Source organism: Pyxidicoccus sp. M6 (genome assembly GCF_055568925.1).
The window spans coordinates 12,276,957-12,296,385 of the sequence record NZ_CM145714.1 but is presented as its reverse complement, the minus strand read 5'-3'; the positions used below and the strand labels follow the sequence as shown (position 1 = coordinate 12,296,385).

At 68.0% G+C, this 19,429-nt stretch carries 19 protein-coding genes; 16 read left to right on the top strand and 3 right to left on the bottom strand.

The window, feature by feature from the left end:
• The first annotated feature begins 77 nt into the window (after positions 1 to 77).
• The gene (locus tag ACVTJA_RS48560; protein ID WP_465831214.1) at positions 78 to 974 is read left to right on the top strand and encodes a dimethylarginine dimethylaminohydrolase family protein; all 897 of its coding nucleotides are present in this window, start codon (positions 78 to 80) and stop codon (positions 972 to 974) included.
• Entirely contained in the window at positions 967 to 1,764 is a 798-nt protein-coding gene (locus tag ACVTJA_RS48555; protein ID WP_465831213.1) for a hypothetical protein, read from the top strand. Before ACVTJA_RS48560 ends, ACVTJA_RS48555 begins: the two co-directional genes overlap by 8 nt.
• Before the next feature lie 6 nt (positions 1,765 to 1,770).
• Here the strand turns inward: ACVTJA_RS48555 and ACVTJA_RS48550 are convergent, their stop codons facing one another.
• Positions 1,771 to 2,427 (bottom strand): MBL fold metallo-hydrolase, encoded by a 657-nt coding sequence (locus tag ACVTJA_RS48550; RefSeq protein ID WP_465831211.1) that lies wholly within the window; start codon positions 2,425 to 2,427, stop codon positions 1,771 to 1,773.
• A gap of 161 nt (positions 2,428 to 2,588) precedes the next feature.
• On the opposite strand from ACVTJA_RS48550, the gene ACVTJA_RS48545 reads away from it, so the two are divergent.
• The 14 genes from ACVTJA_RS48545 (at position 2,589) to ACVTJA_RS48480 (ending at position 15,167) form a co-directional block, all read left to right on the top strand.
• Positions 2,589 to 4,484 (top strand): lipase maturation factor family protein, encoded by a 1,896-nt coding sequence (locus tag ACVTJA_RS48545; RefSeq protein WP_465831209.1) that lies wholly within the window; start codon positions 2,589 to 2,591, stop codon positions 4,482 to 4,484.
• Between the two features lie 53 nt (positions 4,485 to 4,537).
• Complete coding sequence (locus ACVTJA_RS48540; RefSeq protein ID WP_465831207.1) at positions 4,538 to 4,831, top strand: hypothetical protein; 294 nt, start codon at positions 4,538 to 4,540, stop codon at positions 4,829 to 4,831.
• Between the two features lie 135 nt (positions 4,832 to 4,966).
• The gene (locus ACVTJA_RS48535) at positions 4,967 to 5,797 is read left to right on the top strand and encodes an Ig-like domain-containing protein (protein WP_465831206.1); all 831 of its coding nucleotides are present in this window, start codon (positions 4,967 to 4,969) and stop codon (positions 5,795 to 5,797) included.
• A 257-nt stretch (positions 5,798 to 6,054) separates the two neighbouring features.
• Positions 6,055 to 7,479: a TIGR02270 family protein gene (locus tag ACVTJA_RS48530; RefSeq protein ID WP_465831205.1), complete on the top strand. Its 1,425-nt coding sequence runs from the start codon at positions 6,055 to 6,057 to the stop codon at positions 7,477 to 7,479.
• A gap of 19 nt (positions 7,480 to 7,498) precedes the next feature.
• A complete protein-coding gene (locus ACVTJA_RS48525) occupies positions 7,499 to 7,963 on the top strand; it encodes a DUF4150 domain-containing protein (protein WP_465831203.1) in 465 nt (154 codons plus the stop codon).
• Positions 7,964 to 7,981: 18 nt separating this feature from the next.
• The gene (locus ACVTJA_RS48520) at positions 7,982 to 9,055 is read left to right on the top strand and encodes a hypothetical protein (protein WP_465831201.1); all 1,074 of its coding nucleotides are present in this window, start codon (positions 7,982 to 7,984) and stop codon (positions 9,053 to 9,055) included.
• A 19-nt stretch (positions 9,056 to 9,074) separates the two neighbouring features.
• Positions 9,075 to 9,896, top strand: coding sequence for a hypothetical protein (locus tag ACVTJA_RS48515; protein WP_465831199.1), 822 nt, complete (start codon positions 9,075 to 9,077; stop codon positions 9,894 to 9,896).
• A gap of 34 nt (positions 9,897 to 9,930) precedes the next feature.
• Positions 9,931 to 10,542, top strand: coding sequence for an imm11 family protein (locus tag ACVTJA_RS48510; protein WP_465831198.1), 612 nt, complete (start codon positions 9,931 to 9,933; stop codon positions 10,540 to 10,542).
• Positions 10,539 to 11,297, top strand: coding sequence for an Imm49 family immunity protein (locus ACVTJA_RS48505; protein ID WP_465831195.1), 759 nt, complete (start codon positions 10,539 to 10,541; stop codon positions 11,295 to 11,297). The genes ACVTJA_RS48510 and ACVTJA_RS48505 overlap by 4 nt, the downstream gene beginning before the upstream one ends.
• A 93-nt stretch (positions 11,298 to 11,390) precedes the next feature.
• A complete protein-coding gene (locus tag ACVTJA_RS48500) occupies positions 11,391 to 12,200 on the top strand; it encodes an AHH domain-containing protein (protein WP_465831197.1) in 810 nt (269 codons plus the stop codon).
• 47 nt (positions 12,201 to 12,247) lie between these two features.
• A complete protein-coding gene (locus tag ACVTJA_RS48495; protein ID WP_465831196.1) occupies positions 12,248 to 12,853 on the top strand; it encodes an imm11 family protein in 606 nt (201 codons plus the stop codon).
• Positions 12,850 to 13,608 carry an Imm49 family immunity protein gene (locus tag ACVTJA_RS48490; protein ID WP_465831195.1) on the top strand — a complete coding sequence of 253 codons (759 nt, stop codon included), beginning with the start codon at positions 12,850 to 12,852 and terminating at the stop codon, positions 13,606 to 13,608. Before ACVTJA_RS48495 ends, ACVTJA_RS48490 begins: the two co-directional genes overlap by 4 nt.
• Positions 13,609 to 13,701: 93 nt before the next feature.
• Positions 13,702 to 14,523, top strand: coding sequence for an AHH domain-containing protein (locus ACVTJA_RS48485; RefSeq protein ID WP_465831194.1), 822 nt, complete (start codon positions 13,702 to 13,704; stop codon positions 14,521 to 14,523).
• A 32-nt stretch (positions 14,524 to 14,555) separates the two neighbouring features.
• Positions 14,556 to 15,167, top strand: a complete 612-nt coding sequence (locus tag ACVTJA_RS48480; RefSeq protein ID WP_465831193.1) for an imm11 family protein — start codon at positions 14,556 to 14,558, stop codon at positions 15,165 to 15,167.
• A 298-nt stretch (positions 15,168 to 15,465) separates the two neighbouring features.
• On the opposite strand, the gene traB is transcribed toward ACVTJA_RS48480, so the two are convergent.
• Positions 15,466 to 17,100, bottom strand: a complete 1,635-nt coding sequence (gene traB, locus ACVTJA_RS48475; protein ID WP_465831191.1) for an outer membrane exchange protein TraB — start codon at positions 17,098 to 17,100, stop codon at positions 15,466 to 15,468.
• On the bottom strand, positions 17,097 to 19,280 hold the full coding sequence (gene traA, locus ACVTJA_RS48470) for an outer membrane exchange protein TraA family protein (protein WP_465831189.1): 2,184 nt from the start codon (positions 19,278 to 19,280) through the stop codon (positions 17,097 to 17,099). Before traA ends, traB begins: the two co-directional genes overlap by 4 nt.
• Between the last annotated feature and the right edge of the window lie 149 nt (positions 19,281 to 19,429).

The window sequence follows — 19,429 nt, the reverse complement described above, 5'->3', positions numbered from 1 at the left end:
GGGCTCGTCCGGAAGGCCGCTTCATGGAATGCACGTGGTGGCGGCGTGGAACGGGGCGGGAGTAGAAGCAAGGCATCATGGACCTCTTCCTCATGTCGCCCCCGGGGCGCACGTGGGCCCTGCGCGGGCGCAACAACTTCCGCAGCCGCGAGGCCCCGCAGGTCGACGCACGCCAGGCCCGGCACGAGTGGCTCGCTCTGGCTCGAGAAATCGAGGCGCGCGGCGGCACCGTGGTGGCGCTGCCCTCTCCCTCCGAGCTGCTCACGGGAATGCCCTACGCCGCCGAGTGCGGACAGGTGGTGTCGCGTAAGGGCGCACCGCCGCTGTTCCTGCTGCCGCGCATGATGAGCGCGCACCGTCAGACGGAGCGCGAGCACTGGGCCCCGATGGCCCGCCGCATGGGCATGGAGGTGGTGGACCCCGGCGTGGGCATCTGGGAGGCGCACGGCGACGTGGCCTCCTTCGACGGCGCCACGCTGCTGTTCTGGGGCGGCCGTACCACGCTGGACGGACTGGAGGCCGCGGCGCGCTACTTCCCCGGAGAAGTCGTGCGCGTGCAGGTCCGCGAGCCCGCCTTCCACGGCAACATGGCCGTGCTCCCACTGTCCGCCGTGGACCGGTTGATGGTGTGCCCGGATGTCATCGCGCCGGACTCGTACGCGCGTCTGCGCGAGCGCTTCGGTGAGCAGCGGTTGCTCGTGGTGACGGAGGACGAAATCCGACGGTACGCCACCAACGGGCTGCCGGTGGGACGCGACCTGCTCGCGCCCTCGGTGGTGCCGGACGCGGTGCGCGCGCGGCTGGCGCTGCTCGGCATGCGCGTGGTGCCGCTCACCATGCGCGAGCTGTGTGAGAAGGGTGGCGGCTCGTCGCGCTGTCTCGTGTCCCGCGCGGAGGTGGACGCGGAGTCGGTGAAGATTCCGGATGAGTACCGGCTGACGAGCGTGGCGAAGGACATCGAAGCCGATGCGTGACTCCAGTGAGCTGACGAAGGGCGCGGTGGAGTTCCTGTCCAAGCACCCGGGCGTGTCGATGGTGGCGCTCGGCTCGGTGGAGCATGCGGACTCGCTGGACCTGTCACCGCTGGGCGTGCCCGTGCGCTACCTGCCCGCGGAGCGGAACCTCGACCTCGCGGCGCAGTACCTCGCGCTGAACCAGCTCGCCTTCGGGGGCATCGGAGTGCCGCGCTGGGTGCTGTCGGACTTGTACCTGCTGCCGGGCGCCATCGGTTTGCTGCGCTGCCCGGCGCGGATGGTGAAGCCCGAGGTGCGTGAGCGGCTCGGACTGGCTGACGAGGACCCGACCATCGGCGCGGCGTACTACGCGGCGCCGTCGGTGACGCCGGGCCTGTTCATCGGCGTGTCGCTGCTGAGCTTCCTCCCTGGCACCGGCGCCGCGCCGTGGGTGAAGGCACTGACGCTCGCCATGCTGCGCGCGACGCGCCTGCGCGGCGTGGCCCAGTGGGACAACCCGAGCATCCGCGTCCACGCGCGGCTCGGCCCGCTGCGCCTCGTGGGCCGGGTGCCCGGAGGCCACGAGTACGGCGAGCGCACCTTCGTCTACGAGACCGACGTGTCCAATGGCGCGCGAGTGGCCGAGGCCATGGAGCGGCGGTTGTCCCTGCCTCCCACGCAGCGCGTGTCCGTCACGGACCTGCCCACGCTGAGCGGACTGCTGGACCGCGCGGAGGCGGGCGAGGTGCTGCACCTCGTCCCACCCGGGCAGGACGCGGGCCACGTGCTGGTGCGCGAGGGCGCGCTCTGACCCGAATCAGGGTGCCGGAGCGCTCGGCAGCACTTCCGAGTCCTGCTCCAGTGCGCGGCGCAGCGCCGTGGCTCCCTCGTTCACGATGGGCGCACCGTGCGCGAAGCACACCGTCTGCACCGGCAGATGGTCGAGGATGCGCTGCACGCTCTGGCGCGTGCGGAAGGGCTCGTCCTGGTACTGGCTGGGGACGAACTCCGGCGTGCCCCGGCCCTCGTGTGTCAGCAGGTCCGAGATGAAGGCCACGCTGCGCGGGTGCTGCTGCATCCACAGCGTGTACATGGCCTCCGTGGGCCCGGGCGTGTGGAACGAGACGAGCCCCGCCGGCAGCGTGTCACCCGCGACGTAGAAGTAGTCCGGCGCCTCCTCCAAGCCCTGCGCGCTCTCTGGCGCCCACACCGGGGCACCGAAGTCCTTGCGGAAGCGCCACGCCGAGCGCTGGTGATTGCCCGCCGTGAGGACGATGGCGGACACCTTGCCCAGCTTGTGCAGCAGCGCCTCGTCGATGGGCAGCGGGTCGATGAGGACGACGGCGCCGTCCTCGTCCACCACCGCGTACGCGTCACTTCGCGCGCCGCCGATGCGCTCGTCGGAGAGGGTCCAATGGTGGACGCCGGGGACCACTTCCATCAGCCGCTTCGCCTTGCCCCTGGGCTCGCTCATGCCGTGAAACGTAGGCACCTCCCGGGCGTGTCACCCGCACCCTCGGCCGGGGTGTGTCGCGGGCACGTCCCTCCTCCTGCTCCACGGGCGGGCGGTCTGGAAGGGGAGGGGCGGTCACCGCGCGGAGACACGCCCCACCTTCACGCATGCTGGCGCGAAACATGCGTGGGACGGCCTCGCGGCCGCTCGTCCTCTTCGATGGCGACTGTGGCTTCTGCCGCCGCTGGGTGGCGCGGTGGCAACTCAACACGCGAGGGCGCGTGCGCTTCGAGCCGGGCCGCTGGTGGCACCGCTGGGCCTTCGGCATCCGCAAGGCGGACATGAAGCGGGCCATGCAGTTGGTGGAGCCGTCCGGCCACGTGTCCCACGGAGCGGAGGCGGCCTTCCGGATGCTCGCCTGGTCGCCCAGACGGAGCACGCGCATGGCCGCGCGGCTGGGATTGCTGCCCGGCGTGCTGCACGTGGCGCGCGGCGTGTACGCCGTCATTGCCCGCAACCGGCGTCCGGCCGCGCGGGTGGACTCCTGGCTCTTCGGCTCCAAGGCGGTACCGCACGAGTACCGGTTGGTGCGCTGGGCCTTCCTCCGGCTGATGGGCGGCACCTTCCTCATCGCCTTCACGTCGCTGGGGCGGCAGATGCTCGGGCTCTATGGCTCGCGCGGCATCCGGCCGATTCGGGACCGGCTGGAGGCGGAGCGTGCGGCGCTGCCCGGCTCCGGCTGGGAGAAGTTGCAGATGACGCCGTCCGTGTTCTGGCTCGACGCGTCCGACGCCACGCTGGTGCGGGGCTGCCGCGCGGGACAGGTGCTCTCACTGGCGCTGCTCTTCAACATCGCGCCGAGGCTCAGCGCGTCGCTGCTGTGGGCGCTGTACCTGTCCTACGTGGCCGTGGGCCGCGAGTTCCTCTCCTTCCAGTGGGACGTGCTGCTGCTGGAGATGGGCCTGTTGTCCGCGCTCACCGCGCCCGGAGGCCTGCGGCCGGGCCTGGGCCGCGAGGCGCCCTCCGCGCTGGACGTGGTCCTCTTCCGGCTGCTCGTGTTCCGCCTCTACTTCGGCTCCGGCCTCAGCAAGCTCCAGTCCGGCGACGAGACGTGGCGTGAGCTGACGGCGATGGACCACTACTACGAGACGGCGCCGCTCCCCACGCGCGGCGGCTGGTACGCGCACCACCTGCCGAAGTCCCTCCACCGCGCCACCACCGCGGCCACGCTGGGCATGGAGACGGCGATTCCATTCTTCACCTTCGGGCCTCGCAGGGTGCGGCAGCTCGCCTTCGGGGCCTTCGCCGGCTTGCAGGCCAGCATCGCGGCCACGGGCAACTACGGCTTCTTCAACCTCCAGTCGCTCGCGCTGGGGCTGTGGCTGCTGGACGACGCGGCGCTGCGGCGCGTGCTGCCGCTCGGCATCACGACACCTGCACGGCCCTGCCCGTGGTGGCGCACGGGGCTGTCCACGGTGCTGGCCGCGCCGGTGATGGTGCTCGGCACGGCCGAGGTGCTCCGCCGCTTCGAGTGGTGGCCGCGCCGCCCGGAGCGAATCCTCGGCGCGCTGGGGTGGCTGGAGTCACGGGCGCGTGCGCTGCGCTCCGTGAATCCGTATGGCCTCTTCAGCGTGATGACAGTGGAGCGGCCGGAAATCCTCATCGAGGGCTCCGACGACGGCGAGCACTGGAAGGAATACCGGTTCCGCTACAAGGTCAGCGACCCGAACCAGCCGCCGAAGCAGGTGGCGCCGCACCAGCCGCGTCTGGATTGGCAGATGTGGTTCGCGGCGCTCGGCACGCCGACGAGCTGGTTCATCGCCTTCCTGGGCCGTCTGCTGGAGGGCTCGCCCGAGGTGCTGAAGCTGCTGGAGCGCAATCCCTTCCCGGACAAGCCGCCGCGCATGGTCCGCGCCGTGCTCTACGACTACAAGATGGCCGACCTGGAGGAGAAGCGGCGCACCGGCGTCTGGTGGAAGCGCGAGCAATTGGGCCTCTACGTCCCGCCGCTGTCCCTGGCGCCGGGGCCCCAGCCCAGGGGACGCGTCCCCCGGCTGCAATGGGATGCACAGGCGTAACCGGGGTGCCGCAAGGCGTCGCACCCTCTCCGAAGGTGCAATGTCTTGCGGCGGTGCAATGTCTTCTCCCTGTGCCGTGCGCCTTCGACCTGCTGACCTTCCCGGCGCCGCCCCACCCGGGGCTCGCGCCGGACTCGGCGCTCCGCCTCATCACCCACCGCGCCGGCACCCGCTTCGACCTCAGGGAGGCGCGCCTCTTCACCACGGTGGCGGGCTTCTACCCCGTGGGGACATTGGTGCGGTTGTCCGGTGGCCAGGTCGGCGTAGTGATGGAAGCCCCCGCGGACGCAGCCCGGGCCGCCCGGCCGCGCCTCGTAGGGCGCGGGGCGGGGAGTGGGCTCTGGTAGCCGCGTGCCTGCCCGGACGGAGGGACGCCGGGCGGCGGCAGGCGTGCGGCCGTGGACGAAAGCGGGCCCTTTTCCCACCGGGGCGGTCTCGCGGCGTTAGGATGCCCGCGCCCTCCGTCCCCTTCCGCCTCCGCCGTGAAGACGCGCCTCCCACTTCGTTCCGTCCTGATTCTCGCCCTCGGGCTCGCGAGCGCCTGCGGTCCGTCCCCCGACTCCATCACCGTCCAGCCCCTGCCGACGAAGTACCTGCGGACGCCGGGGCAGAACGTGAAGCTGGACTATGTGGTCCTCGACACCGAGGGCCACCAGATGTCCGAGCCGAAGCTCCGGTGGACCAGCTCCGCCACGGACGTGGCGCTCGTGCAGGACGGCGTGGTGACGGTGCGCAAGTCGGGCAAGACGACCATCGGCGTCACCGGCGGCAAGATTCGCACGGCGATTCCGTTGGACCTCACCATCCTCAACTCACTCGACGTGAAGGCGCCGGGCGCGGACTTCATGGAGGTGGGGCGCACCATCAAGCTGCGCGTGGTGGCGAGGAACGAGCAGGGCGAGTCGCTCGCGGACGCGGCGCCCGAGTTCCGCGCCTCGGACGAGTCGGTGGTGCGCGTGGAGGACGGGCAGCTCATCGCCGTGCGTCCGGGCTCGGCCACCGTTACCGCCACGTTGGGGCACCTGAGCCGCGCCATCGCCGTGCAGGTGGTGCCGCCGGACTTCGCGCGCCTGGGCCTCAACCTCACCCACTACGAGTTCCAGCGCGTGGGCCAGTCCGTGCAGCTCCAGGCGCGCGCCTACAACCGCAACGGCGCCGTGCTGGAGAGCGTGCCGCTGGAGTGGTTCACCTCGGACGCCTCGGTGGTGTCCGTGTCGCAGGATGGCCGCGTGACGGCGGTGGGGTCCGGCCGCGCCGTGGTCTCCGTCGTCGCCGGCCGGCGGCGCACGGCGGCGGAGCTCGTCGTCAAGTAACAGACGGCGGGGCGCGCGCGAGCGCTCTGCCATGCGCGAATGGTGTCTCTCCCCGGGGCCTGGCGCCGTGCTTGTGGCGCCCGCGCGGATTCCCGCGACCTGGCCGAGCAGGATTGCACGCCGGGGCAGTCCTGTGTCTCGTACTGCCCAGCACCCATGCGCCGAGGCGGGAGTGAGGGTTTCCCCGCAGCCACGTACTGCACAGTGATTGGCTCGCGGGTCTTGCGTCATCCATGACGGCCCGTTGAAGTCAGACATTGAAGGCTCGCAAGCCGGGCCTGGGCATGCTTCAGCGCGGGGGGCATGACGTGTCCAACCTGGTACGCCGGGCGGAAGTTCCGGGGCGCGTCTCGCCTCCCGTGCTGCTGTTGCGGCCGGATTCGCGCCTGCGCTGGGATGTGCTGGAGGACCACTTCGGGGATGCGTGCTTCCTCTCCTCGCAGTGGGAGCGTGCCCTCCTCTCTCCCCGTTACACGCTGATGGAGGTGGCTCGGGGCCATGAGCGCCGCCTGCGGGCGCATCTGGATGGACTGGTGGCCGGTGGCCCCCAGGTGGAAACGCGCCTGCTGTGGCCGGCACTCACGGAAGGGGACGAAGAGAAGGTGCGAGTCGCCGCCTCCGTCCTGCTGCGGAGAGACGACGGGGAGGGCGTGGCGTCCGTGCTGGCGTTGCTGCGCCAGGGCGGGGAGATGCGTCGCGCGGCGGCGCGAGCGCTGGGCTTGAGTGAGAGGCCGGGACTGGCCGCCCGACTGTCGCGGGTACTGGATGCGCGGGAGGAGCCGGAAGTGGTGGCCGCGGCCGTGGAGGCGCTCTGCGTGCACGGCGACTCTCCCGGCCCGTCGCGACTCGCGCGACTGCTGACACACCCGGCGCCCGAGGTGCGACTGGCGGCGCTGGGGGCGGCGCGGTGCTGGCCGGGGGAGGTGGGGGCGAAGGAAGTCTGCCTGGGGCTTGCCTCGTCCGCGCCCCAGCTTCGGGCGGCGGCGCTGGAGGCGGGACTCGTGTCCGGTCAGCTCGCGGTATGGCGGGCGTGCCAGGAATTGGCGGAGGCGCCTGACGTGTCCGGCCGCACGGCGCGTTTGCTGCTGGCCCTGGGAGGCGACGACGCCGACGTCGCGCGACTCGTGAAGTTGCTGGAGGTGCCGTTGCTTCGCGGGGACACCCTCTGGGCCCTCGGCTTCTCCGGCCGGATGGCCGCCGCCGAAGCGTGCCTGCCCTGGTTGAGTGATTCGCTCATGGGACGCCTCGCGGCCGAGGCCTTCTGCGCCGTCACCGGCCTGAAGCTGGAGAATCGCTACGCGCGGCGTCCCTCCGATGCGGACTCCCTCCCGCTGGACGAGGACGTGTGCACCCACCCGCTGCCCGGGCCGGAGGAGGACCTGCCCCTGCCAGTTGCCGCCGAGGTGGAGCGCTGGTGGGCCGAGGCGCGCAAGGGCTTTGACGGACAGACACGCTACCTGGGCGGACAGTCCGCAACCGCCGCTCGGCTGCTGGACACGCTGGAAGTGGCGTCCATGCGGCGGCGGCCCGTGTTGGCGCTGGAGCTGGCCCTCCGCACCGGCGGCGCCCACAGGGTGGAGACGCGCACCTGGGCCCGGGTGCAGCACCACCAGCTTGCCGCCGCCCGCGCATGGAAGGGCGGTTCCTCGCTGCGCCCCGTCGCCACCTGGATGAGTCGCTGAAGCGCGAAAGGAGATGCTCATGGGCAACGACGTAGGTGCCAACGGTCGAAGCGTGGTGCACCAGGACTCGGGCGGCACCACCGTGGCCTTCCCGGACGTGTGCAAGACGCCGAGCCCCGCCGGGCCCGTGCCGATTCCCTACCCGAACGTGGCGAAGTCCTCGGACATCGCCCAGGCCGCGAAGACGGTGGCGGTGCAGGGCAACCCCATGGGGGTGAAAGACTCCACCTTCTCCACCAGCACCGGCAACGAAGCGGGCACCGCCGGAGGGGGCGTCTTCTCCGGCCAGACGAAGGGCAAGGCGGAATTCGTCACCTGGTCCTTCGACGTGAAGGTGGAGGGCAAGGGGGTGGCGCGAGCCTTCGACCTGATGACCCACAACGACAAGAACACGTCGCCCTTTCCTCTCGTACAGCCGCCGGTGGTTGCCGCGGGCGAGCGCCCCGAGGACGCGGTGTGCCTGTGCTGCAAGAAGAAGCTGTAGCCCTGGAGGAGACTCGCGATGCTGGCCATTACCGGCTTGGGAATGGTGACGGCGGTGGGCCATGGCGCGATGGGGACCCTGGCCGCGTTGCGTGCCGACGTGAGCCGTCCCCACGTGCTGCATGCCTTTCGCATGGAGGATGGCGAGGGCGGAGAGACGGGAGTGGTGGGCCACCCGGTGACGGGCTTCGCGGAGGGGTTCTGGGGGCCAGGTGCGTGGGTGCGGCTGGCGCTGGGGGCCTTCGCGGACATGGTGCACCGTGCTCCCCTCCCATCGTCATCCGACTTCTGGAGTCGCACGGGATTGACCCTGCTGGGCCCCGCGGCTGACGCGGAGCGTTTCCCCGAGCTGTTGATGGAGATTCCAGCTGTACGGGCGCACCTGTACGCGCCGCCGGTGATGCGCGCGCTGGGCGTACCCCTAGCGGAGGGCCACCTCCGGGTGCTGGGCCTGGGACACTGCGCCCTGGCCGAGGCGCTGAATCACGCGGAGGCGGATGTCGCCGCGCACCGGGTGGACCGCGTGGTGGTGCTGGCCGCGGACTCCTACCTGGATGGGGAGAGCCTCGAATGGCTGCGAGGCAAGGGGCGCCTCCAGTCCGCGACACACTCCAGCGGCACCCAGCCGGGCGAGGCGGGCGCCGCATTGCTGCTGGAGGCAGACACCGTGGCCCGGGCCCGGGGTGCCGAGCGAGGCGGCCGGGTGCGTGCGGTGGCCACCGGAGAGGCTCCCGTGGAAGACGTCATGCCTGAGGAGCTCGGCCGAGCCCTGGCCGAAGTGGTGCGGCGCGTGCTGCCGCGCGAGAGGCCCTTCCGGGGGGACGTGCTGCTGGACCTCAATGGCGAGGACTGGAAGGGCAAGGCGTGGGGCAGTGCCCAGATGTACCTCACACGCGAGCATCTGGACTTCGAGCGGTGCCGCCTCACGGTACCGGCCGAGTGCCTGGGCGAAGTGGGCACGGCGAGTGCCCCGCTCGCAGTGGGAGTGGCGGTGGGGGCCTTCCTCCTGGGCGACAACCTGGAAGGAGAGGCCCTCGTCCTCTCCCTCTCGGACTCCGGCCGGGTGGCCGCCGTCCACCTGGAAAGCGCGTGAGCTTCAGGAGCTGAACGCCATGGCCGACGAAGGAAGCCACATCCTGCGCAGCATGCCCATTCGCGCCCGGCTGGGGCGGAGCGCGGACTACCGGGACAACGGGAAGGCCGAGCTGGCGGCCAACGCGGGCAAGCGGGCGCGCGTCTATGACAACGACGCGAAAATCATCGAGTACCTCCAGCACTACGACGTGTCCCCGCGCGCCAGGAGCGTCCTGAAGCACAGCCCGGCGCACGCGGCGCTGTACCACTTCGCGTGCTTCACCACCGGGCAGGAGCCCTACTCCAACATCGCCCACCACCTGGTGCCGTGCGAGGTCTTCATCCTGGAGGAGGTGTTCACGGACGATGAGCTCGAAATTCTCAAGCGCGTGCCCTACGACGTGAACAACGGCAAGAACATCATCTTCCTGCCGGGGTTCTCACAGGCCGTTGAGGTGTACCTGCTCAAGCGCGGGAGCATGTCCGGTTCCGAGGTGTGGAACGGATTGAGCCCAGAGGCGCGGCGGGAGAACGAAGAGGCGTGGAAGAAGCGGGCATTACGCTACTGCAACGTGCACCGGCTGCCGTGCCATTACGACTTCCATAAAGACTACACTGCTCAGGTGAAGAATGACTGTGCGCGGCTGAAACGATTGGCGCGCAGCCAGCTCGGCAAGGTGTGTGTGAACTGGAGGCCGCCGGAGTCCATCCCGCAGGAGCTGTACAGGCTCCAAGCTGAATACTGGGAGCATGTAGTGACCTTTGGTGAGAGACGCCCATTGGGGACCGGAGCGAACATCAACGAGCTGATCAATGTGAACCCTTCCAAGACACGGAAGCCGCCACGAATGAGGCGCTGATTTCGGAACGTAAACAATTCTGAAAGGCGGAAATGTGGAGCTGAAATACTATCCCTGGGTTGTGGATGATGAAGATGACGCCTTCGCTTGGATTACGAAGGATTCGGACTTCCTCATGCACTGCATGGACTCGTATTTGCTGTATGAAGGCGTGTCGGTGAAGTCCTGGTTCCCGACAAACTCGGTCTTCCGGCTTGATGACGGCTATGGCATCCGACTCGCTGATGCCATTCCCAATACGCTCAACCTGCTCATCGTCTCCGAGAAGCTGAAACGCATCCTGGGGGAGAAGTCCGGAGCGGACATCGAGTTCCTCCCCGTGCACATCCGCAATCACAAGGACAGGATTGTCAAGGAGCCCTACTTCATCGCGAACATCCTGGGCACTGTCGAGTGCGTGGACCGCGAACGGTCGAGATTCAGGAACTCAGAAATCCGTCCCGATCAGGTCTTCCGCTTCTACCGGCTGGCACTGGATGAATCGAGAGTCCCGTCCGACGCGAAGCTCTTCCGACTCAAGGAACAGACGGACCTCATCATCATCCGTGACGACCTGGCCGACGACATCTTCGACGCGGAATGCGATGGGATGATTTTCCAGGAGATGGACGACTACGGCCGGGAGTGGGGGAGGCTGCGAGAATGAACGCACCCAGCATGCTTGCCGTCGAGATGTCGGCGAGCAGCAAGGCATGGGAGCTCGCCCGGGAACTGGAGGTGGGGCACCGGCCACCAGAGGAAGTGGAGCGCATCCTCTTCCACCTCTCCCGCTACGCCCGCGCCGCCGGCATTGCCCGCCTGCTGGCGTATGCGGACGGGCCCGCCTTCCGTCAGCACCTCACACGCTCGGGTGAGGCTCGGCGCCGACTGCTCCAGCTCGCCCACCAGCAGGGACGGCCCGTCAATCGTTTCACCGCCACCGGCAACTACGGCCCGTTGTGTGACGCGCTCGCGGCCGGCGCCGACGAACTGGCCCGGGACATCGCACGTCTCTCCTTCACCGCGCATGTCCGGCGGGACGAATACGAAGACGACTTCCACTACGCGCGCTTCCTCGGCCGGCTCGTGGCCGGCGATGAATCACAGCGAGCGGAGGCCGAGGACTCCCTCGACGCCTTCGAGCGGGTGATGGAGGGCGAGCCTTCGCCGCGCCTCGACCTGTGCCGCGCCTTGCTGGCCCACGCGCAGGAGGGGTTCGACAACGCCCTCCAGGCATTGCTGGAGGAGCGCGAGCGCTACTTCCAGGCCAAGGCGAAGTCCTGGAGCGTGAAGGACGAGCACTCCGAGACGGAACGCTTCGTCTTCGTGGAGGGGCTCGCATTGCTTCGCCTGGCCGAGCGGCGCGGACTCTCGGTTCAGGCTGAACACCTCTTCATGCCCGGCCTCGCCCGCGCGAGCTGACCCCGTTCGAGCAGGTCTCCAGCTCCATTTCGGACTCTGGCCGGGTGGCCGCCGTCCACCTGGGAGTCGCGTGAGCTTCAGGAGTTGAACGCCATGGCCGACGAAGGAAGCCACATCCTGAGCAGCATGCCCATTCGGGCCCGGCTGGGGCGGAGCGCGGACTACCGCGACAACGGGAGGGCCGAGCTGGCGGCCAACGCGAGCAAGCGGGCGCGCGTCTATGACAACGACGCGAAAATCATCGAGTACCTCCAGCACTACGACGTGTCCCCGCGCGCCAGGAGCGTCCTGAAACACAGTCCGGCGCACGCGGCGCTGTACCACTTCGTGTGCTTCACCACCGGGCAGGAGCCCTACTCCAACATCGCCCACCACCTGGTGCCGTGCGAGGTCTTCAGCCCGAAGGAGGTATTCACGGAGGACGAGCTCGAAATCCTCAAGCGCGTGCCCTACGACGTGAACAACGGCAAGAACATCATCTTCCTGCCGGGGTTCTCACAGGCGGTCGAGGTGTACCTGCTCAAGCGCGGCGACAAGTCCGGCTCCGAGGTGTGGAATGGATTGAGCACGGAAGCGCGGCGGGAGAACGAGGAGACGTGGAAGAAGCGAGCATTGCGCTACTGCAACGTGCACCGGCTGCCGTGTCATTACGACTTCCATAAAGACTACACCGCGCAGGTGAAGAAGGACTGCGCGCGGCTGAAAGGGCTGGTGCGAAGCCAGCTCGGCAAGGTGTGCGCGAACTGGAGGCCGCCCCAGTCCATCCCCGAGGAACTCTTCGGGCTTCAAGCGCGGTACTGGGAGTACGTCGTGACCTTCGGTGAGAGCCGCCCGCTGGGCGCCGGGGCGAGCATCAATGAGCTGATCAAGGTGAGGCCCCCGAAGGGCAAACTTGCTCTCTGAAACACTGCCGGAATTTAACTGTGATTTCGCTTCATGGAGGAATGTGCGTGAAATACTATCCTTGGGTCGAAGATGATGAAGACGACTCCTTTGCTTGGATAACGAAGGATTCGGACTTCCTCATGCACTGCATGGATTCGTATCTGCTGAATGAGGGGGTGTCGGTGAAGTCCTGGTTCCCGACAGACACAGTCTTCCATCTCGATGACGACCGCGGCATCCGGCTCACGGACTCCATTCCCAATACGCTCCACTTGCTCATCGTCTCCGAGAAGCTGAAACGTGTCCTGGAGGAGAAGTCCGGAGCGGACATCGAGTTCCTCCCCGTGCACATCCGCAACCACAAGGGCCGCCTTGTCCAGGAGCCCTACTTCATTGCGAACATCCTGGGCACCGTCGAATGCGTGGACCGTCAGCAGTCGAAGTTCGACACCTCGGCCATCCGGCCGGACCAGGTCTTCACATTCTTCCGACTGGCGTTGGACGAATCGAAAATCCCGTCCGACGCGAAGCTCTTCCGCCTCAAGGAGCAGACGGACCTCAGCATCATTCGTGAAGACCTCGGGAAAGACATTCTGCGTGCCGGGTGTGATGGGATGATTTTCCAGGAGATGGACGACTACGGCCGGGAGTGGGGGAGGCTGCGAGAATGAACGCACCCAGCATGCTTGCCGTCGAGATGTCGGCGAGCAGCAAGGCATGGGAGCTCGCCCGGGAACTGGAGGTGGGGCACCGGCCACCAGAGGAAGTGGAGCGCATCCTCTTCCACCTCTCCCGCTACGCCCGCGCCGCCGGCATTGCCCGCCTGCTGGCGTATGCGGACGGGCCCGCCTTCCGTCAGCACCTCACACGCTCGGGTGAGGCTCGGCGCCGACTGCTCCAGCTCGCCCACCAGCAGGGACGGCCCGTCAATCGTTTCACCGCCACCGGCAACTACGGCCCGTTGTGTGACGCGCTCGCGGCCGGCGCCGACGAACTGGCCCGGGACATCGCACGTCTCTCCTTCACCGCGCATGTCCGGCGGGACGAATACGAAGACGACTTCCACTACGCGCGCTTCCTCGGCCGGCTCGTGGCCGGCGATGAATCACAGCGAGCGGAGGCCGAGGACTCCCTCGACGCCTTCGAGCGGGTGATGGAGGGCGAGCCTTCGCCGCGCCTCGACCTGTGCCGCGCCTTGCTGGCCCACGCGCAGGAGGGGTTCGACAACGCCCTCCAGGCATTGCTGGAGGAGCGCGAGCGCTACTTCCAGGCCAAGGCGAAGTCCTGGAGCGTGAAGGACGAGCACTCCGAGACGGAACGCTTCGTCTTCGTGGAGGGGCTCGCATTGCTTCGCCTGGCCGAGCGGCGCGGACTCTCGGTTCAGGCTGAACACCTCTTCATGCCCGGCCTCGCCCGCGCGAGCTGACCCCGTTCGAGCAGGTCTCCAGCTCCATTTCGGACTCTGGCCGGGTGGCCGCCGTCCACCTGGGAGTCGCGTGAGCTTCAGGAGTTGAACGCCATGGCCGACGAAGGAAGCCACATCCTGAGCAGCATGCCCATTCGGGCCCGGCTGGGGCGGAGCGCGGACTACCGCGACAACGGGAGGGCCGAGCTGGCGGCCAACGCGAGCAAGCGGGCGCGCGTCTATGACAACGACGCGAAAATCATCGAGTACCTCCAGCACTACGACGTGTCCCCGCGCGCCAGGAGCGTCCTGAAACACAGTCCGGCGCACGCGGCGCTGTACCACTTCGTGTGCTTCACCACCGGGCAGGAGCCCTACTCCAACATCGCCCACCACCTGGTGCCGTGCGAGGTCTTCAGCCCGAAGGAGGTATTCACGGAGGACGAGCTCGAAATCCTCAAGCGCGTGCCCTACGACGTGAACAACGGCAAGAACATCATCTTCCTGCCGGGGTTCTCACAGGCGGTCGAGGTGTACCTGCTCAAGCGCGGCGACAAGTCCGGCTCCGAGGTGTGGAATGGATTGAGCACGGAAGCGCGGCGGGAGAACGAGGAGACGTGGAAGAAGCGAGCATTGCGCTACTGCAACGTGCACCGGCTGCCGTGTCATTACGACTTCCATAAAGACTACACCGCGCAGGTGAAGGATGACTGCGTGCAGCTGAAAGGATTGGTGCGCAGCCAGCTTGGCAATGTGTGCGAGAACTGGAAGCCGCCGGAATCCATCCCCAAGGAGCTTCTCAAACTTCAGGAGCGGTACTGGGAGTACGTCGTGGCCTTCGGTGAGCACCGTCCACTGGGGGCCGGGGCGAACATCAACGAGTTGGTCAAGATGAAGCCTCCCAAGGCACAGAAACAGCCACGGGCGAAGCGTTGATTTTGGAGCGCCCCATTCTGAAAGGCAGAAACGTGAAGCTGAAATACTATCCCTGGGTCAGGAATGATGAAGACGACTCCTTTGCTTGGATAACGAAGGATTCAGACTTTCTCATGCACTGCATGGACTCGTATCTGCTGAACGAGGGCGTGTCGGTGAAGTCCTGGTTCCCGACGGACACGGTCTTCCATCTCGATGATGACTATGGCATCCGGCTGGCGGACTCCATTCCTAATACGCTCCATCTGCTCATCGTCTCCGAGAAGCTGAGACACGTCCTGGAGGGGAAGTCCGGGGCGAACATCGAGTTCCTTCCCGTGCACATCCGCAACCACAAGGGCCGCCTTGTCCAGGAGCCCTACTTCATCGCGAACATCGTGGGCACCGTCGAGTGTGTGGACCGTCAGCAGTCGAAGTTCGACACCTCGGCCATCCGGCCGGACCAGGTCTTCACGTTCTTCCGACTGGCACTGGACGAATCGAGAATCCCGTCCGACGCGAAGCTCTTCCGACTCAAGGAAAAGAGCAATCTTGTCATCATCCGTGACGACCTGGCCGACGACATCTTCGACGCGGAATGCGATGGAATGATTTTCCAGGAGATGGACGACTACGGCCGGGAGTGGGGGAGGCTGCGAGAATGAGCGCACCCAACATGCTCTTCGTCGAGATGTCGGCGAGCGGCAAGGCAGGGGAGCACGCCCGGGAGCCGGAGGTGGGCGGCCCGTCAACCGCTTCACCGCCACCGGTGAGCTGACCCGTTCGAGCAGGTCTCCAGCCTCACGTCTCCGCCCTCCTTGCCCAGGGCTCCGGGCGGGTGGCGTGGCGTCCCCAGGGATGAATTGCGCGCCACCGCGTGCCTGGCCCGTCAGGCTCGCCTCGGCCTGGAGGCTCGCCGTGAGCCTCTCCCCCTCATCGCGAGGAGAGGCCCTCCGCTGACAGCTACTTCTTCGGAGCCGTGGCGGGTGCCGGGGCCTTGGGAGTCTGCGCCTTCGGGCGCCCGCGCTTGAGCTTCTTGTCGAGCTCGTCCGGGCACGGCGGGCGGGGCCCGTCGCTCGGCGGCTGAATCGTGAACTCGACGCGGCGGTTGAGCGCCATGCCCTCTTCCGTCTCGTTGTCGGCCAGCGGCCGGCTGCGGCCGAAGCCCTGCGAGCACAGCCGCTCCGCCGCCACGCCGCTCTCGATGAGGAAGCGCACCACGCTGGCGGCGCGGCGCTTGGACAGGTCCAGGTTGTACGCGTCGCTCGCGCGCGAGTCGGTGTGGCCTTCCACGAGGATGCGGTCCACCTCCTTGTTCTCGTTCATCACCCGGGCCACCTCCTCGAGGATGGGGAAGGACTCGGAGAGGATGACGTCCTGGTCCGTGGCGAAGTTCACCTGCTCGAGGATGACAATCTTGCTCCCGTCGCGCCGGGCCAGCGGGCACCCGTCGCGTCCGCGCTTGCCGGCCGGCTGGTCCGGGCACTTGTCGAGCCGGTCCACCACGGAGTCGCCGTCGCGGTCCGTGTCCGGGCAGCCCGAGTTGCCCACGGGGCCGGGGATGTCCGGGCAGAGGTCGCCCTCGCCAATGACCGAGTCACCATCCGGGTCCACCGGCGGCGGGGGCGGAGGCGTGGGTTCCGGCGGGTCCTTGAAGCGCTCCAGCGCCTCCCACTCGCGCGTCTTCGCCGGAATCCAGATGATGGACGTGAAGAAGCTCAGGTTGGGCGACGCGAGCGAGCACCCGCAACCCGCGCCACCGCCGAACGTGAAGGTGAGGCCGGTGGAGCTGTACCAGCGCAGGCCGATGAGCAACTCCGCGGGCACCTGCCGGGGCTCGTCGGGCAGCTTGTCGAGGCCCACCGCGCCGTGCACCAGGCCCACGGCGGTGATGCCGCTGCCGCGGAGGATGGGCACCTCGGTGCCGATGCCGAAGGGCATCATGTCGCCCACCGACGCGCCTTCGAAGACGTGGTCCGGCCGCTTCCAGAAGCCGCCGTTGAGCGCGAGCAGGATGCCGTTGCCGAAGCGGTAGTCGAGCACGAGGCCCGGCGCCCACGTCAGCTCGCCGTCGCCGGCGAACGCCTCCTGCACACCGGTGGGGAAGCTCACGTTGAGCGTCAGCGCGGCGCCGAAGCCCTTGCCCTCGGCGGGGCGGCGCAGGCCGGGGATGGCCAGCTTGCCGGTGAGGCGCAGGTCTCCGAGGACGAAGCTCTCCACGGAGCCCTCGGTGCCGATGACCTCCAGGTTCTGCCCGCCCTGCGCGAGGATGAGGGGCATGTCCACGCCCACCTCGGCCCAGTCGAAGAGGCCCACGGTGGCCATGGCGTCGAGCTGGAGGCGGTTGCCGACGAGGGAAATCTTCCCCACGTCACCGCCCTCGGGCACCAGCGTGAGCGGGTTGACCGAGTAGCTGAAGTACGGGCCTCCGGCCACGGTGAGATGGGACAGCGGGCGTGACTGCTGCACGACCACCAGGTCCTGCGGCGTGGCGGAGGGGCGGAAGAGCTGGATGTTGAAGCGCGTGTCCGGCTGGGCGGTGGCGGCGGTGGACAACCCCAGCGCCAGGAGGAGGAGCGACAGGTGCGAGGGCTTCATCGGGCGCGGCGCTGATTCCGGAGGAGCATGAGGCCCGCGGCGGCCAGCACCAGGAAGGCGGTGCTGCCAGCGGGAGTGGCATCGGCGGTGGTGCCGCAGCAGAAGGCGCCACCCTGGGGCTTGGTGCCGGGCTTGCGGCGTCCGCGCTCGCACTCCTGCGTCTCGGCGGAGCAGAACTGCACGCCGAGGCAGTCACCGCTGTCCTTGCAGGACTCGGTGCAGGTGTTGGTGTCGAGGTCGCAGGTGCCGCCGCAGGGACAGTGCGCGTCGGCGAAGCACTCCACGCAGGCTTCGCCGTTGCAGACGAGGCCCTGCTCACACGTCACCGCGCAAGCTCCGGCGTTCTCGCAGGTGCGGGTGGTGGGGTTGCAGATGCCGCTGCCGCAGTCCTCGTTGTCGCGGCAGCCCACGCAGGCGCTTCCCTGGACGGAGCCGTTGGAGAGACAGAAGGGCGTGTCGCCCTCGCAGGCGCCGCAGCGCGGGCCGCAGTGCCGGTCGGTGGTGCAGGTGCTGCACTCGCCGCTGAGGCAGAACTGGCCGTCGCCGCATTCCAAGTCGTTGCGGCACTGGACGCAGACCTCGCCGTCGAGGCAGTAGGGGCGCTCGCCGGGGCACTTGGCGCAGCCGGGGCCGCAGGCATCGGCGGTGTTGCACTCGGGGATTTCGTCCACGCAGCGGCCGTTGAGCGGGTCGCACTTCTGGCCGGTGGCGCACTGGCTGTCGGAGGTGCACTCGACGCAGGACGGAGTGGCGCCGGGCGTCGGGGCCGCGCACTGGGTGCCATTGGGGCAGCAGTTGCAGGAGTTGCCCGCGCATGAGTCGTTGGTGGTGCAGGGCGTGCACACGTGGTTGGAGCAGATCTCTCCGCGCGGGCACTGCGAGTCGTCATTGCACTCCTGGCAGGTGTGGGTGGCGGTGTCGCAGACCTGGTCGCCGGGGCAGTTGTCGTCGGTGACGCACTCGACACAGGTGGCGTTGTCCACGTCGCACACTGCGCCAGGGCAGTCGCTGTCGTCGTTGCAGCCGGTGCACTGGTTGGTGGTGGTGTCGCAGCGGCCGTTGTCGGGGCAGTCGCCGTCGTCGTTGCAGCCGCGGCAGGTGTTGTCCGAGAGGTCGCAGCGGCCGTTGGGGCAGTCTCTGTCTTCATTGCAGCCGCGGCAGACGTTGTCCGTCAGGTCGCAGCGGCCGTTGGCGCATTGCGAGTCGTCGGTGCACTCCACGCACTGGGTGCGGCCGTTGAGGTTGGTGCAGTAGGGCGTGGACAGCCCGCAGGGAGAGCAGGACTCGCCGCACTTGAGGGCGGAGTTGCACGGCGCGCATAGCGCAGCGGCGTTGCAGTAGTAGAAGGAGCTACAGCCACCGTTGTTCGGGGCGTTGACGTCCGCGCGGGCGCACTGCTGGCATGTGTCGAGGTTGCCCGGAAACGACGGCAGACCATTCTCGGTCTGGAAGAACTGCGCGGGCTGTAGCAGCTGGAAGTTCGAGCTGAAGAGGTTGACGATGGGTGGCGTGTTCGCGGCCCGCTCGAAGTCGGTGAAGGTGCCGGTCCGCATCGACAGCTCGAGCGCGGCATGCTCCGCCACCTGCGTGTAGAGCATCTCCACGGCGTAGAGGCCGGGCTGGTTGAACGAGACGCTGTTGGTTGTCCGCCAGGTGGGCGTGCCCAGTTGGGGAGGGCGGTTGATGACTGTGTACGTCTGGCCCCGGTCGTAGATGACGAGGCTGATGGCATCGTCCGCGTAGAAGCCGAAGTGCAGCGGCTGTCCTTCGAGCCCGGAGGGGACGTTCAGGAAGCCGCGGAAGCGCGAGACAAACGGCGTGGTCGCATCATTGTCGTTGATGATGTTGAAGCTGCAGCCACCCGTGGAGCAGCCCGGCTCCGTGACCTGACCGACGAAGTCGCCGTAGCTCAGCGTGCGTCCGTCGTTGAGGTTGTTCGACAAATCGAACGGCTTGCGGAGCACCGTGGTGACGCGGCTCTGCTTGCTCGCGGGCTCCTCCATGTACCCGTTCATGACATCCAGGTACGTGCCGCGCGTCGTAGGGAACTCGCCCAGGGTCCGCGTCCACACGTTGGAGGCCACGCACAGGCCCTGGCCACTGCTGGTGAGCGCAGGCGCTATTGGGGGACCCAGGACGGTGACGTCCGGCAATTTCTGCCCCAGGGCCGGCGAGGCCACGAGACACACCGAGAGCAAAGTGAGCGCGATACGCGCGAACTGGAGCAGGGGGGATCTCAAAACCGCGCTAGCTTGCTGGAAACCCCTCACAAGAGCAAATTCAAGTAGTTGCTCATCGAGTTGGAACACGCCAGGTCACCGACACAACG

Coding starts and splice junctions, on each gene's coding strand:
- ACVTJA_RS48560 (WP_465831214.1), top strand. CDS start 78: ATGGACCTCTTCCTCATGTCGCCCCCGGGGCGCACGTGGGCCCTGCGC.
- ACVTJA_RS48555 (WP_465831213.1), top strand. CDS start 967: ATGCGTGACTCCAGTGAGCTGACGAAGGGCGCGGTGGAGTTCCTGTCC.
- ACVTJA_RS48550 (WP_465831211.1), bottom strand. CDS start 2,427: ATGAGCGAGCCCAGGGGCAAGGCGAAGCGGCTGATGGAAGTGGTCCCC.
- ACVTJA_RS48545 (WP_465831209.1), top strand. CDS start 2,589: ATGCGTGGGACGGCCTCGCGGCCGCTCGTCCTCTTCGATGGCGACTGT.
- ACVTJA_RS48525 (WP_465831203.1), top strand. CDS start 7,499: ATGGGCAACGACGTAGGTGCCAACGGTCGAAGCGTGGTGCACCAGGAC.
- ACVTJA_RS48520 (WP_465831201.1), top strand. CDS start 7,982: ATGCTGGCCATTACCGGCTTGGGAATGGTGACGGCGGTGGGCCATGGC.
- ACVTJA_RS48515 (WP_465831199.1), top strand. CDS start 9,075: ATGGCCGACGAAGGAAGCCACATCCTGCGCAGCATGCCCATTCGCGCC.
- ACVTJA_RS48505 (WP_465831195.1), top strand. CDS start 10,539: ATGAACGCACCCAGCATGCTTGCCGTCGAGATGTCGGCGAGCAGCAAG.
- ACVTJA_RS48500 (WP_465831197.1), top strand. CDS start 11,391: ATGGCCGACGAAGGAAGCCACATCCTGAGCAGCATGCCCATTCGGGCC.
- ACVTJA_RS48490 (WP_465831195.1), top strand. CDS start 12,850: ATGAACGCACCCAGCATGCTTGCCGTCGAGATGTCGGCGAGCAGCAAG.
- ACVTJA_RS48485 (WP_465831194.1), top strand. CDS start 13,702: ATGGCCGACGAAGGAAGCCACATCCTGAGCAGCATGCCCATTCGGGCC.
- traB (WP_465831191.1), bottom strand. CDS start 17,100: ATGAAGCCCTCGCACCTGTCGCTCCTCCTCCTGGCGCTGGGGTTGTCC.